Source organism: Micrococcus sp. UYEF5, assembly GCF_040546065.1.
Lineage (GTDB): Bacteria > Actinomycetota > Actinomycetes > Actinomycetales > Micrococcaceae > Micrococcus > Micrococcus luteus.
Map to the genome: position 1 here is coordinate 81723 of NZ_JBEPNB010000005.1, position 14655 is coordinate 96377.

At 72.2% G+C, this 14655-nt stretch carries 11 protein-coding genes; 7 read left to right on the forward strand and 4 right to left on the reverse strand.

Annotation, left to right across the window (positions count from 1 at the left end; translation table 11 throughout):
• Positions 1-9 precede the first annotated feature (9 nt).
• Complete coding sequence (locus ABIB16_RS06675) at positions 10-561, reverse strand: hypothetical protein (protein ID WP_134416809.1); 552 nt, start codon at positions 559-561, stop codon at positions 10-12.
• A 136-nt stretch (positions 562-697) separates the two neighbouring features.
• On the opposite strand from ABIB16_RS06675, the gene ABIB16_RS06680 reads away from it, so the two are divergent.
• Positions 698-1987, forward strand: a complete 1290-nt coding sequence (locus ABIB16_RS06680; RefSeq protein ID WP_069941931.1) for an adenylosuccinate synthase — start codon at positions 698-700, stop codon at positions 1985-1987.
• Between the two features lie 126 nt (positions 1988-2113).
• Here ABIB16_RS06680 and ABIB16_RS06685 read toward each other — a convergent pair whose 3' ends face one another.
• Entirely contained in the window at positions 2114-4333 is a 2220-nt protein-coding gene (locus ABIB16_RS06685; protein WP_036335107.1) for a catalase, read from the reverse strand.
• 170 nt (positions 4334-4503) lie between these two features.
• On the opposite strand from ABIB16_RS06685, the gene ABIB16_RS06690 reads away from it, so the two are divergent.
• Positions 4504-5289 (forward strand): carbon-nitrogen hydrolase family protein, encoded by a 786-nt coding sequence (locus ABIB16_RS06690; protein WP_036315777.1) that lies wholly within the window; start codon positions 4504-4506, stop codon positions 5287-5289.
• Between the two features lie 137 nt (positions 5290-5426).
• Entirely contained in the window at positions 5427-5966 is a 540-nt protein-coding gene (locus tag ABIB16_RS06695) for a hypothetical protein (protein WP_036315779.1), read from the forward strand.
• A 114-nt stretch (positions 5967-6080) separates the two neighbouring features.
• Here ABIB16_RS06695 and ABIB16_RS06700 read toward each other — a convergent pair whose 3' ends face one another.
• The gene (locus ABIB16_RS06700) at positions 6081-6794 is read right to left on the reverse strand and encodes an IclR family transcriptional regulator (RefSeq protein WP_036315782.1); all 714 of its coding nucleotides are present in this window, start codon (positions 6792-6794) and stop codon (positions 6081-6083) included.
• Between the two features lie 150 nt (positions 6795-6944).
• Here ABIB16_RS06700 and hutU point away from each other — a divergent pair, with 150 nt between their 5' ends.
• From hutU to hutH, 4 genes are all read left to right on the forward strand, one after another.
• Complete coding sequence (gene hutU, locus ABIB16_RS06705; protein WP_354436140.1) at positions 6945-8642, forward strand: urocanate hydratase; 1698 nt, start codon at positions 6945-6947, stop codon at positions 8640-8642.
• 117 nt (positions 8643-8759) lie between these two features.
• A complete protein-coding gene (locus ABIB16_RS06710; protein ID WP_354436141.1) occupies positions 8760-10136 on the forward strand; it encodes a YjiH family protein in 1377 nt (458 codons plus the stop codon).
• Between the two features lie 47 nt (positions 10137-10183).
• Complete coding sequence (hutI, locus tag ABIB16_RS06715; RefSeq protein ID WP_354436142.1) at positions 10184-11389, forward strand: imidazolonepropionase; 1206 nt, start codon at positions 10184-10186, stop codon at positions 11387-11389.
• A gap of 29 nt (positions 11390-11418) precedes the next feature.
• Positions 11419-13032 carry a histidine ammonia-lyase gene (hutH, locus tag ABIB16_RS06720; protein WP_041104432.1) on the forward strand — a complete coding sequence of 538 codons (1614 nt, stop codon included), beginning with the start codon at positions 11419-11421 and terminating at the stop codon, positions 13030-13032.
• Between the two features lie 229 nt (positions 13033-13261).
• On the opposite strand, the gene ABIB16_RS06725 is transcribed toward hutH, so the two are convergent.
• A complete protein-coding gene (locus ABIB16_RS06725; protein ID WP_002855158.1) occupies positions 13262-14548 on the reverse strand; it encodes a citrate synthase in 1287 nt (428 codons plus the stop codon).
• Positions 14549-14655: the final 107 nt, after the last annotated feature.

Below are 14655 nucleotides of genomic sequence, written 5' to 3' on the forward strand. Positions count from 1 at the left end.
GGAGCGTGCTCAGCGAACGGCGCGGATCCGCCGCACCACGCACACCACGATCACCGCGAGACCGGTGACCGCGCTGACGGCCACGAGGGCGAGGCCGCCCACGATGCCGACGTCCATCGCGGTGCTCGTGCCGAGCAGGTCCATGAGCACCGGGGTCGTGGCGCCGGAGTCCGGGTGGTCGCCGCCGTCGGGGAAGATGATCGCGGCCAGCGCGAAGGACCCCCAGGAGACGCCCAGCAGCGTGTGCAGCAGGCGCCCCAGCCGGATGCCGCCCCGCTGCTCATCCTGCGGGTTCACGCGGGGCAGGAGGAACAGGCTTCCCACCAGGACCATGAGGACGAGTTCGTGGGGCAGGGCGCCGAAGACCATGTAGATGACCGTCATCCAGCCGTTCGCGCCGAAGTTGGAGCGCAGGGCGAGCGCGATCAAGGGCAGGGCGAGGAGGGCCAGCGCCCACGGCAGCACGGCCCAGGGACGCCACGTGCCCACGCTCGGACCCTTGCGGGTGGGGGTCGGGGAGGGGAAGTCCGAGTGCTGGGTGTGGGGCGCTGCGGTGCTCATGGCGTCAGCGTAGCCAGAGGGTGGCATCCGTCACGCTGGTAGGATTCGGGGGTACGGCCTCCGTGCGCACCGCAAGGGGGCGTTTTCCATGTACGGGCCGGTCCGGGACGACCCGCCGCCCTGAGGAGAGATGCAGATGCCAGCGATCGCGATCGTCGGAGCCCAGTGGGGCGACGAGGGCAAGGGCAAGGCCACCGACCTGCTGGGCGGGCGAGTGGACTACGTCGTCAAGCCGAACGGCGGCAACAACGCCGGGCACACCGTCGTCGTCAACGGGGAGAAGTTCGAGCTCAAGCTGCTGCCCGCCGGCATCCTCTCGCCCAACGCGGTGCCGGTGATCGGCAACGGCGTGGTGGTGAACCTGGAGGCGCTGTTCGAGGAGATCGACGGGCTCGAGTCCCGCGGCCACTCGTGCGAGCACCTGAAGATCTCCGCCAACGCCCACCTCGTGGCGCCGTACCACCAGACCATGGACAAGGTGACCGAGCGGTTCCTGGGCAAGCGTGCGATCGGCACCACCGGCCGCGGCATCGGCCCCACCTACATGGACAAGGTGGCCCGCCTGGGCATCCGCGTGCAGGACATCTTCGACGAGTCGATCCTGCGCCAGAAGATCGAGGGCGCCCTGCGGCAGAAGAACGAGCTGCTGGTGAAGCTCTACAACCGCCGCGCCGTCACCGTGGACGAGATCGCCGAGTACTTCCTGGGCTACGCGGACCGCCTGCGCCCCATGGTCGTGGACTCCGTGAACCTGCTCAACGACGCCCTGGACGAGGGCAAGGTGGTGCTCATGGAGGGCGGCCAGGCCACCTATCTGGACGTGGACCACGGCACCTACCCGTTCGTGACCTCGTCCAACCCGACCGCCGGCGGCGCGGCCGTGGGCGCGGGCATCGGCCCCACCCGCTTCTCCCGCACCATCGGCATCGTGAAGGCCTACACCACGCGCGTCGGCGCCGGCCCGTTCCCCACGGAGCTCTTCGACGAGATGGGCGAGCAGCTGCGCACCACCGGCGGCGAGTTCGGCGTGAACACCGGCCGCCCGCGGCGCACCGGCTGGTACGACGCCGTCATGGCCCACTACGCCGCGCGGATCAACGGCTTCACGGACTACTTCCTCACCAAGCTGGACGTGCTCACCGGCATCGAGAAGATCCCGGTGTGCGTGGCCTACGAGGTGGACGGCGTGCGCCACGACCGCATGCCCATGACCCAGACCGAGTTCCATCACGCGAAGCCGGTGTACGAGCACTTCGACGGGTGGACCGAGGACATCTCCGGTGCCCGCGCGTTCACCGACCTGCCGCTGAACGCCCAGCGCTACGTGGAGGCCCTCGAGAAGCTCTCCGGGTGCCGGATCTCCGCGATCGGCGTGGGCCCGGGCCGCGACCAGGTGGTCCAGGTCCGGGACCTCATCGAGGACTGACCCGGCCCGCCGCCCCGGCCCGGCCCGCCCTGGCCTGCACTTTCGAACGTGAAAGAGGGCGAATGGGCGCTTTCGAACGTGAGATAGGCCCTATCTCACGTTCGAAAGCGCCCGGGGGTCCGCCGGTCAGTCGGCCAGGCGGCCCGTCGTCGGGAAGCGGTCCCACACGCGGTGCGCGGGCAGCAGCTCCGTCAGCCGGCTGACGGCGGAGGCGCCGTCCGCCGCGGACTCGACGCCCTTGCCGGACACCTGGGCGGCCGCGAGGACGGCCTCCGCCGGCTCGAGGGCGAGGATCGCCTTGGAGTGGCGCCACATCTCCTGCAGCACCTTGACGACGCGCGGGTCCACCGCCTCGGAGTCGGCGGCGCCGGCCTTCTGGTCCAGGCTGGGGGCGGCGTCTGCGGCGGGGGCCGCCGGCGAGGCCACGACCACGGCATCCAGCTCGATGGACGCGGCGGTCAGGTAGGTCCGCTGGGCCACGATCTCCCCGGCCACGGGGCCGCCCTTCGGTGCGATGACCAGCGGGACCATGCCCGCACCGTGGATGCCCTGCACGAGGGCGTCCAGCTCCTTCTCGTCCACGGACTCGCCCACCACGACGCCGACCTGACGGCCGTCGAGCGGCCACGCCCCGCCGATCTGGGACAGCACGGGGGAGGGCTGCACGTCGGCCGGGGTCTCGGTCGGCGCGGGGACGGGGATGCCCAGGCCGTCCGCGACCTGCTGGGCCAGTCGCGTGTCGATCGCGGCGAGGTGGGCCAGCTGGCGCTCTCGGATGGTCTGCTCGTAGCACTTGCCCAGCTCGAACGTGTACGCCTGCGCCACGTGCTCGCGCTCCACCTCGGAGAGGGAGAGGAAGAACAGGCGCGCCTGCGAGAAGTGGTCGTCGAAGGACGCGGCGTGCGCGCGCTCCTTCACCGAGGCCGGCAGCGGCTCCGGGTGCTCGATGAACGCGTGGTCGTCCGCGGGGGTCTCGTACGGCAGGCCGCCGTCGAGCGAGTTGGGCCGGTACGGCGCCACGCCGCGATGCACGGCGCTCTGGTGGAAGCCGTCACGCAGCATGTCGTTGACCGGGGCGTGCGGGCGGTTGATCGGCAGCTGGTTCCAGTTCGGCCCGCCGAGGCGGGTGAGCTGCGTGTCCAGGTAGGAGAAGAGGCGGCCCTGCAGGAGCGGGTCGTTGGTGACGTCGATGCCGGGCACGAGGTTGGCCGGGTTGAAGGCCACCTGCTCCGTCTCCGCGAAGTAGTTGGACGGGTTGGCGTTCAGCGTCATGCGGCCGAGGGGCTGCACGGGGGCGAGCTCCTCCGGGACCAGCTTCGTGGGGTCGAGCAGGTCGATGCCCTCGAACATCTGCTCCTCGTTGTCCTCGAACACCTGCACGCCGAGCTCCCACTCGGGGAAGGCGCCGGCCTCGATCGCGTCGGCGAGGTCACGCCGGTGGAAGTCCGGGTCCATGCCGTTGGTGAGCAGCGCCTCCTCCCAGGTCACGGAGTGCACGCCGAGCATCGGCTTCCAGTGGAACTTGACCAGCACGGTGGAGCCGTCCGCCGCGATCAGGCGGTAGGTGTGGACGCCGAAGCCCTCCATCATGCGGTAGGAGCGCGGGATGCCGCGGTCGGACATGTTCCACAGGGTGTGGTGCTGGGCCTCGGTGTGCAGGGACACGAAGTCCCAGAACGTGTCGTGCGCGGACTGCGCCTGCGGGATCTCGCGGTCCGGGTGCGGCTTCACCGAGTGCACCACGTCCGGGAACTTGATGGCGTCCTGCACGAAGAACACGGGGATGTTGTTGCCCACCAGGTCCCACGTTCCCTCGTCCGTGTAGAACTTGGTGGCGAAGCCGCGGGTGTCGCGGGCCAGGTCCATGGAGCCGCGGGAGCCGGCCACGGTGGAGAAGCGGACGAACACCTCCGTCTCCTTGTCCTTGGCGAAGAGTCCGGCCCGGCTGATCTTCGCGGCGGTGCCGTAGCCGCGGAACACGCCGTGGGCGCCGGCGCCGCGGGCGTGGACCACGCGCTCGGGGATGCGCTCGTGGTCGAAGTGGCTGAGCTTCTCCCGCAGGTGGTGGTCCTGCAGCAGGGTGGGGCCGCGGCGGCCGGCCTTGAGCGAGTGGTCCGAGTCCTGCAGGCGCACACCGTGCGCGGTGGTCAGGTACGGGCAGCCCTGCGCGGCGGTCGCGGGGTCGGCGCCGGTGTCCTGGCCGGTGGGGGAGACCTGTGCCGGACCGCGCTGGTCCGGGGCCGGGACGGCCACGGGCTGGTCCGGGTGGGTGAGGGCGGTGTGCTCCTCGAGGTCGGGGGTGATCGGCCCCGGCGTGCCGGGGATGTCGGGCTGCTGGGTGGTCATCGCGTCTGCTCCTGTGGTGTCGACGTGCCGCGCGGTGCCGCGCGGATCGGGGGCGGAGGACGACGGCGGCCGATGCGGGCCGACGTCGTGCCCGGTCCCCAGCGTGGCGGCTGGCCCCAGCGCTGACCAGGGCTGACGGCCACCGGCAGGGGCCTGGCTACCCTGGGGGCATGAGGATCAGCGTCGGACAGTTCGGGCCCGTGGGCGACGTCGAGGAGAACCTGGCCGTGATGGCCCGCCTCGCCGCCCGCGCCGCGGGCGAGGGGGCGGACCTCCTGGTGCTGCCCGAGGAGGCCATGCTCGGGGCCCGCGAGGTGGGGGAGGAGTTCCCCGACGCCGTCGCCGCGGCCTGGGAGCCGTTCGCCGCGGGCCTGGCGGCGCTGGCGCGTGAGCACGGGATCGCCGTCGTCGCGGGCGGCTACGAGCCGGGACCGGACCGGCGTCCCTACAACACGCTGCTGGCGGTGGGCGCGGACGGCGCCCGGCTGGGCGCGTACCGCAAGCTCCACCTCTACGACGCGTTCGCGCACCGCGAGTCGGACCGGATCACCCCCGGCGACGGCGGCGTCGCGGCGATCGAGCTCGGCGGGCTCCGCCTGGGCCTGCTCACCTGCTACGACCTGCGCTTCCCCGAGCTGTCCCGGCGTCTGGCGGTGGAGGGCGCGGACGTGCTCGTGATCCCCGCGGCGTGGTTCTCCGGCGAGCACAAGGTGGACCACTGGCGCACCCTGCTCAAGGCCCGCGCGGTGGAGAACACGGTGTGGGTGGCCGCGGCCGACACGTGCTCGGACGGCACCGTGGGCCACTCGATGATCGTGGACCCGCTGGCGCTGCCCGTCGCCGAGCTCGCCGACGAGCGGGAGGCCGTGGTGACCGCGGAGGTCACCCGCGAGCGGATCGACGAGGTCCGGGAGTTCCTCCCCTCGCTCGCCAACCGCCGCACCGACGTCCTCTGAGCCGCCCCCCGCCCGGCGGACGGGTCACCATTACCCCCTCGGGCTGGGAAAAGCCTAAAATCACGTCAGACGTGCAACCAGACGGGCGCCCCGGCGCTCGGAACGCGCCCCGCCCGGGGCGGGACGGGAGATCAGAGATGACCATCAACGCCGACGGCAGCCACGCCGTCCAGCCCCACGCCGCGAACGCCCACACCGCCCCGGCCCGCCCCGTGCGCCACGCCGTGGTGGAGGAGGAGGTGCTCGAGCCGCTGGGCCCGGTGGAGGGCTGGGGCTTCACCAACCGCGTCATCCTCGTCTCGGTGCTCGTCGTGATCATCGGCAACGTCGTGCGCGTGCTCACCGGCGACCTGGGTGATCCGAACGGCTCCGTGGCGCTGGGCGAGACCGGCCACGGCTGGGTCGTGCTGGTGCAGTCGTTCATGTTCGGCCTGGTGGGCGGCGCCCTGGCGGGCGCGGCCGGCTACCTGGTCGTGCTGCTGATGGGCGGGGCTGCCCGCTCCGTCGTGCGCTACGTGGTCGGTGGCGTGGTCGGCGGCTTCCTCGGTGCCGTGGGCCTGTTCGCGGTGTTCTCCAACACCGTCCTCTACGGGGCGGGCCTGCACCTGTTCTGGATGCTGCCGGTGGCGGGCCTGCTCGGCGGCCTCTGGGCGGGCGTCGTCTCCTCCCGCCGCTGATCCCCGCAACCGGCGCCTCGGGCGCCGGCCGCAGAGAAAGGCCCCGGTTCCGGCTCTCGCCGGGCCCGGGGCCTTCTCCGTCATCACTCGCACCTTCGATGAGGTGGCTTCAGCCTACGAACTCGCCTTGGGCTTTCCAGGGGAGTCGGCTGGGCGTTTCCTGGGAGTGTCGGCCGCCCCGAGCAGGTGCGCCAGCTCGTGGGTGGCGGCGACGAGGGCCGCCCCGCACCGGTCCGCCAGCTCGTCCGTGCAGCGGTAGGCCGGCACGAGCGTGCTGAGTGCACCGACCACCGTGCCCGCCACGCTGATGGGGGCGGACAGCGAGGTGACGTCCTTCTCGACGGAACGGGTGCGCAGCGTGTAGTCCCCCGCGGCCACGCTGCCGCGCAGGGCGTCGCCCACGGCCGTGCCCGCCAGGGGGACGGTGCGTCCGACCCAGTTCGTGTGGCGGACCGAATGCGTGCCCTCCACGATCGCCAGGTAGACGGCGGAGTCCGGAGGGGTCGTCACCGAGAGGTAGACGGATTCGCCCGTGGCGGCCACGACGTGGTCCATCGGCCCGCGGGCCAGCTGCACGAGCGAGTCCCGGGAGAAGGCCCGCGCCCCGAGCTGGATGAGGCGCACGCCGGGGCGGTAGGCGCCGTCGTCGTCGCGGGCCACGAAGCCGGATCCCTCGAGGCTGCGCAGCAGGCGCAGCGCCGTGGACGCCGGCAGCTCCGTGGCACGGGCGGCCTCGGTCAGGCTCAGCCGGGGCTGCTCGGTGACGGCGGCGAGCAGGTCCAGGGCCCGGTCCACGGTGCGCGTCGAGGCGGTGGGGGTGGTGGTCATGACAGGGAGCGTAACGGGTGCGGGACACACGGATCGGGCTTGCGCGTGAGCCGAGTCACTGTTTCAATGTTCGGAAAGTGCATGCCGAGCCGTGAAATCACAGGGGCCACTCGTCCCGGCGGCGCACGCACCCCGTCGAGAGGAACTGCCATGGCCGTGGGCTTCACCCAGCACGACCCGTCCCGCACCATCCGCGCCCCGCGCGGCACCGAGCTCTCCGCCAAGTCCTGGCAGACCGAGGCCCCGCTGCGGATGCTCATGAACAACCTGGACCCCGAGGTCGCCGAGCGTCCCGAGGACCTCGTCGTCTACGGCGGCACCGGCCGCGCGGCCCGCTCCTGGGAGGCCTACGACGCCATCGTCGCCACCCTCAAGGACCTCGAGGAGGACGAGACCCTCCTGGTGCAGTCCGGCAAGCCGGTGGGCGTGTTCCGCACCAACAAGTGGGCCCCGCGCGTGCTGATCGCCAACTCCAACCTGGTGGGCGACTGGGCCACGTGGCCGGAGTTCCGCAAGCTCGAGGCCGAGGGCCTCATGATGTACGGCCAGATGACCGCCGGCTCCTGGATCTACATCGCCACCCAGGGCATCCTGCAGGGCACCTACGAGACCTTCGCCGCGATCGGCCGCAAGCGCTACGACGGCTCCCTCAAGGGCACCCTCACCCTCACCGGCGGCTGCGGCGGCATGGGCGGCGCCCAGCCCCTGGCCGTCACCCTCAACGGGGGCGTCTGCCTGATCGTGGACGTCTCGGAGGACCGCCTGCGCCGCCGCGTGGGCAAGCGCTACCTGGACGAGGTGGAGACGGACATCGACAAGGCCGTCGAGCGCGTCATGCAGGCCAAGCGCGACGGCGAGGCCGTCTCCGTGGGCCTCGTGGGCAACGCCGCCGAGGTGTTCCCCGAGCTGCTCGAGCGCCAGAAGGCCGGCACCGTCGAGATCGACATCGTCACCGACCAGACCTCCGCGCACGACCCGCTGTCCTACCTGCCGATCGAGATCGACGAGAAGGACTGGCACGCCGAGGCCGAGGCCGACCCGGACACCTTCACCAAGAAGGCCCAGGAGTCCATGGCCCGCCAGGTCGAGGCCATGGTCGGCTTCCAGGACATCGGCGCCGAGGTGTTCGACTACGGCAACTCCATCCGCGACGAGGCCCGCAAGGCCGGCTACTCCCGCGCGTTCGAGTTCCCGGGCTTCGTCCCGGCCTACATCCGCCCGCTGTTCTGCGAGGGCCTCGGCCCCTTCCGCTGGGCCGCGCTCTCCGGCGACCCGGAGGACATCCGCGTGACCGACGAGGCCCTGAAGGAGCTGTTCCCCGAGAACGAGCACCTGCACCGCTGGCTCGACGGCGCCGCCGAGTTCGTGGAGTTCGAGGGCCTGCCGGCCCGCATCTGCTGGCTGGGCTACGGCGAGCGCCACAAGGCCGGCCTGCTCTTCAACCAGCTCGTGGCCGAGGGCAAGGTCAAGGCGCCGATCGTGATCGGCCGCGACCACCTCGACTCGGGCTCCGTGGCCTCCCCGTACCGCGAGACCGAGTCCATGCTGGACGGCTCCGACGCGATCGCCGACTGGCCGCTGCTCAACGCGCTGACCGCCACCTCCTCCGGCGCCACCTGGGTGTCGATCCACCACGGCGGCGGCGTCGGCATCGGCCGCTCCATCCACGCCGGCCAGGTCGGCCTGGCCGACGGCACCGAGCTGGCCGCGGCCAAGCTCGAGGCGCTGCTCACCAACGACCCGGGCATGGGCGTCATCCGCCACGTCGACGCCGGCTACTCCCGGGCCGTCGAGGTCGCCGCCGAGCGCGGCGTCCGTGTGCCCATGGAGGCCACGATCCGGGACTGACCCCGGTCACGTCGTCGGACGGCGACGGTGCCGCCGCGCCGTCGCCGTCCGACGGCTTCACCGCCGCGAGCCGGACGGGCGGACGCCCGTCCGGCTCGCGATCGAAAGGACACCACGATGGACTCGTCCCGCCCCGCAGACCACGAGCTGCACACCGACACCACCGCGATGGCCGCGATCGAGGCCGACGCGCCCCGCCCGCCGGCGCGCTGGCGCATGATCGTCTACTCGGCGATCGGCATCGTCATGTTCTTCGTGCCCGTCACGATCAACGGGGCGAGCTCCATCCCGCTGGACCACCTGGTGACCTGGGTGCGCGGGCTGCTCGGCCCGGCCGACCGCTGGGTGGGCATGGCCATCATCGCCGCCGGCGCCGTGTACCCGTTCGCCTCGGGCCGCTGGCGCACCAGCACCACCCGGACGGTCTTCGCCTTCCTCGCCGTGCTCGGCCTGGTCGCCTCGGCGATGGTCGTGTTCGGCGTGGGCCCGAGCTGGATCCTGGACGAGAGCATCGGCCCGTTCCTGATGGACAAGCTCGTGGTGCCCGTGGGCCTGATCGTCCCCATCGGCGGCGTCTTCCTGGCCCTCGTGATCGGCTACGGCCTCATGGAGTTCGTGGGCGTCTACCTGCGCCCGGCCATGCGGCCGATCTGGCGCGTGCCCGGCCGCGCCGCCGTCGACGCCGTCGCCTCCTTCGTGGGCTCCTACGCCCTGGGCCTGCTGCTGACGAACCGCATGTACACCGGCGGCCGCTACACGGCCCGCGAGGCGGCGATCATCGCCGTCGGCTTCTCCACGGTGTCCGCGACCTTCATGGTGATCGTGGCCAAGACGCTGGGCCTGATGGACATCTGGCTCTGGTACTTCTTCGGCACCCTCGCGGTGACGTTCGCGGTCACCGCCATCACCGTGCGCATCCCGCCGCTGAGCCGCATCCCTGACGAGGTGTACCCCGGCGCGGTGCACTCTCCCGAGCAGGCCGTCACCCGGGACCGCTTCCGCGTGGCCCGTCGCGCCGCCGAGCAGACCCTCGCCGAGGCCCCGTCCCTGCCGAAGAACATCTGGGTCAACTTCCGGGATGGACTCGTGATGGTGCTCCAGATCCTGCCGTCCATCATGTCCGTGGGCCTGATCGCCCTGGTCCTGGCCACGTACACGCCCGTGTTCGAGTGGATCGGCGTGATCTTCTACCCGCTGTTCTGGGCGCTCGGCTACTCCGACCCCGGCCTGCTGGCCTCGGCCTCCGCCACCTCGATCGCCGAGATGTTCATCCCGGCCACGATGGCGGCCGGTCACGAGGACCTCGTCGCCCGGTTCGTGATCGGCGTCGTCTGCGTCTCCGCGATCATCTTCTTCTCCGCGGTGGTTCCTGCCATCCTGGCCACGGACATCCCCGTGAAGATGTGGCACCTCCTGGTGATCTGGGTCGAGCGCGTGGCGCTCACCATCGTGCTGGCCACGCCGCTGGCCCACCTGGTGGCCGCGCTCACCTGAGGCCCGCCCCACCGGCCCACCCCCGTCCGTCCCGCAGAGAGGCCCCCATGCGCTCCACGCTCATCACCGACATCGCCGAGCTGACCACCGTCGACCCCGAAGGGCGGGTGCTCACGGACGCGGCCGTCGTCGTCGAGGACGAGCGCATCGCCTGGATCGGCCCCGCCGCGGACGCCCCGGAGGCGGACGACCGGGTGTCCGTCGAGGGCCGCGCCGTGCTGCCGGGCTGGGTGGACTCCCACACGCATCTCGTGTTCGACGGGGACCGCTCCGCCGAGTTCGAGGCCCGCATGGCCGGCGAGTCCTACGCGGCCGGCGGCATCGGCGTGACCACCTCCGCCACCCGCGCCGCCTCGGACGCTCGCCTGGCCGAGCTGGTCCGCGGCCGGGTGGCCGACGCGGTGGCCGGCGGCACCACCTACCTCGAGACCAAGACCGGCTACGGGCTCACCGTGGCGGAGGAGGCGCGCCACGCGCGCCTGCTGGCCGGGCTGCGCGAGGAGGGCCTCGTGGACGAGGTGACCTTCCTCGGCGCCCACCTCGGGCCCCCGGGCCGGGACGCGGAGGACTACCTCGACGACGTCGTCGGGCCGATGCTCGAGGCCGTGCGGGAGCACGCGGGCTGGGTGGACGTGTTCTGCGACACCGGCGCCTTCGACGCCGAGCAGACCCGCCGCGTGCTCGCCGCGGGCGTGGCGGCGGGACTGGGCGTGCGCCTGCACGGCAACCAGATCGAGCAGGGCCCGGGCGTGGGCGTGGCCGTGGAGTTCGGCGCCGCCTCCGTGGACCACGTCAACCACCTCTCCGACGCGGACGTCGAGGCCCTCGCCGGCACCTGGACCGGCTGGGACCGCGCCTCGGCCACCGGCACGCCCGGCACCGTGGCCGGCTGCCTGCCCGCGTGCGACCTGTCCACCCGCGCCCCGCTGGCGCCCGCGCGTCGTCTGCTCGACGCCGGCATCGAGGTCTCCCTGGCCTCGAACTGCAACCCGGGCACCAGCTACACCACGTCCATGAACTTCAACGTGGGCACCGCCGTGCTGCAGATGCACCTGACCCTCGCCGAGGCCGTGCGCGCCGCCACCCTCGGCGGGGCCCTCGGCCTGCGCGCGCAGGACCGCGTCGGCAGCCTCGAGGTCGGCAAGCGCGCCGACCTGCACGTGCTCGACGCCCCCGCCGCCATCCACCTGGCCTACCGCCCCGGCATGCCGCTGACCCACGCGGTCTGGCGCGCGGGCCGCCGGGCCGTCTGATCGACCGACAGCAAGGAGAACGCATCACCATGACCACCCCTCCCGTCACCGTCACGCTCGGCACGTCCGGGGCCACCCTGGACGACGTCGTCGCCGTGGCCCGCCACGACGCCCGCGTGGTGCTCGCCGACGACGTGCTCGAGACCGTCGGCGCGGTGCGCCGCCACGTCGAGGCGCTGGCCGAGGCCGAGACCCCCACCTACGGCGTGTCCACCGGCTTCGGCGCGCTCGCGGACAAGCACATCCCGCTCGAGTCCCGCGCGCAGCTGCAGAAGTCCCTGATCCGCTCCCACGCCGCCGGCATGGGCCCCGTGGTGGAGCGCGAGGTCGTCCGCGCGCTGATGTTCCTGCGGGCCACCACGCTGGCCTCCGGCCGCACGGGCGTGCGCCCCGTGGTGGTCGAGACCTTCGTGGCCATGCTCAACGCGGGCATCACCCCCGCCGTGCGCGAGTTCGGCTCCCTGGGCTGCTCCGGTGACCTCGCACCGCTCTCCCACGTGGCCCTGGCGCTGATGGGCGAGGGCGACGTCGTCGGGACGGACGGCGCGCTGCGTCCGGCCGGCGAGGCGCTCGCCGAGGCCGGGATCGAGCCGGTCGAGCTGCGGGAGAAGGAGGGCCTGGCCCTCGTCAACGGCACCGAGGGCATGCTCGGCATGCTCATCATGGCGCTGGCCGACCTCGAGGAGCTCGCCGACACCGTGGACCTCACCGCCGCGATGTCCGTGGAGGCGCTGCTCGGCACCGACCGCGTGTTCGTGCCGGAGCTGCACCTGCCGCTGCGCCCCCACCCGGGCCAGGCGACCTCCGCCGACCGGATGCTGAAGATCCTGGCGGGCTCGCCGATCGTGGCCAGCCACAAGGAGGGCGACTCCCGCGTGCAGGACGCCTACTCGCTGCGCTGCGCCCCGCAGGTGGCCGGCGGCCTGCGCGACACCCTCGCGTACGTGCGCACCGTGGCCGAGCGCGAGCTCGCCGCCACCGTGGACAACCCGGTGGTGCTCGACGACGGCCGGGTGAGCTCGAACGGCAACTTCCACGGGGCGCCCGTGGCGTACGTGCTGGACTTCCTGGCCATCCCGGTGGCCGACGTCGCGAGCATGTCCGAGCGCCGCACCGACCGCATGCTGGACCCGGCCCGCTCGCACGGGCTGCCCGCGTTCCTCGTGGACGACCCGGGCGTGGACTCCGGCATGATGATCGCCCAGTACACGCAGGCCGGGCTCGTCTCGGACATGAAGCGCCTGGCCGTGCCCGCGTCCGTGGACTCCATCCCGTCCTCCGCGATGCAGGAGGACCACGTCTCCATGGGCTGGCATGCTGCCCGCAAGCTGCGCTCGGCCGTGGAGAACTTCCGCCGTGTGCTCGCCGTCGAGCTCGTGGCCGCCGCCCGCGCGATCGAGCTGCGCGCCCCGCTGCAGCCCTCCGCCGCGACCGGTGCCGCCGTCCGCGTGATCCGCGAGGCCGGCGTGCCCGGCCCCGGCCCGGACCAGTACATGGCCCCGCAGCTGGCCGCCGCCGAGCAGGCCCTGCGCGACGGGTCCGTGCTGGCCGCCGTGGCGGAGGCGCTCGCGGGCGTATCCGCCGATGCCGAGCCGCAGGACCTGGCCGAGGAGTCCGAGGGCGCCGAGGCCGAGGGGCACTGACGCCACAGCGTGGTCCGACGCCGCAGAGTGGTGGGGGCCCCCCCCCCGGGGGGGGGCGGGGGGGGGGGGGGGGGGCCCCGGGGGGGGGGGGGGGGGGGGCCCCCCCCCCGGCGCCCCCCCGCCGCCCCCACCCCCCGGCGCCGCCCCCGGGGGGGGGGGGGGTGGGGGGGGGTTTCCGCGCCAACCCCCCCCCCAACCCGCCCCCAAACGCAGGGTCAGCGCCCCCGGGTCAGCGCTGCGGGTACTGGCGCAACGTCTCGCCCACGTAGATCTGGCGCGGGCGGCCGATCTTGGTGGCCGGGTCCTCCATGAGCTCGCGCCACTGGGCGATCCAGCCGGGCAGGCGGCCCAGGGCGAAGAGGACGGTGAACATCTTCTCCGGGAAGCCCATGGCCTTGTAGATCACGCCGGTGTAGAAGTCGACGTTCGGGTAGAGCTTGCGCTCCACGAAGTAGTCGTCGGCGAGGGCCTTCTCCTCGAGGCGCTGGGCGATCTCGAGCAGCTCGTCGTTGCCGCCCATCTTGCCCAGGATGTCCTCGGCGGTCTTCTTGATGATCTTGGCCCGCGGGTCGTAGTTCTTGTACACGCGGTGGCCGAAGCCCATCAGGCGGACGCCGTCCTCCTTGTTCTTCACCTTCTCCATGAAGTCCTCGGGCGTGATGCCCTCCGACTTGATCCTCCGGAGCATGTTCAGCACGGCCTCGTTGGCGCCGCCGTGCAGCGGGCCGTAGAGGGCGTTGATGCCGGCGGACACCGAGGCGAACAGGTTGGCCTGGGTGGAGCCGACCAGGCGCACCGTGGAGGTGGAGGCGTTCTGCTCGTGGTCGGCATGCAGCATGAGCAGCAGGTCGAGTGCCTTGACCACGTCCGGGTCGATGTCGTATTCCTCGGCCGGCACGCCGAAGCACAGGCGGAGGAAGTTCTCCACGTAGTTCAGCGAGTTGTGCGGGTACATGAACGGCTGGCCCAGCGACTTCTTGAACGCGTAGGAGGCCAGCACCGGCAGCTTGCCCAGCAGACGCACGGTGGAGATGTGGACCTGCTCCGGATCGTGCGGGTCCAGGGAGTCCGGGTAGAACGTGGACAGCCCGGACACGGAGGAGGACAGCACCGGCATGGGGTGCGCGTCCCGCGGGAAGCCGTTGAAGAACAGCTTGAGGTCCTCGTGCACCATGTTGTGGCGCAGGATGTTGGTCTCCCAGGCCTCCAGGGTCTCCTTAGACTCGGGCAGCTCGCCGTAGATCAGCAGGTAGGCCACCTCCATGAAGGAGGAGTGCTCGGCGAGGTCCTCGATGGCGTAGCCGCGGTAGCGCAGGATGCCCTGGTCGCCGTCGATGAACGTGACGGCCGACTTGGCGTTCGCCGTGTTCATGAAGCCCGGGTCGTAGGTGACGTCGCCGGTCTCCTTCAGGAGCGGGGCGATGTTGATGCCGTTGTTGCCCTCTGTGGCGTGCTCGACGCCCAGGTCCAGGCTCTGCTCGCCGACGGTCAGCCGGACGGACTCGTGATGGGTCACGGGTGTGCTCCCTCGTCTTCTCTTCTCGATGGCCCGGGTTCGCGCGTCCGTGTGGGCGCGCCCACACGGGGACGACTCTGCTCCAAACTATCAAGGACCGGCCCGGG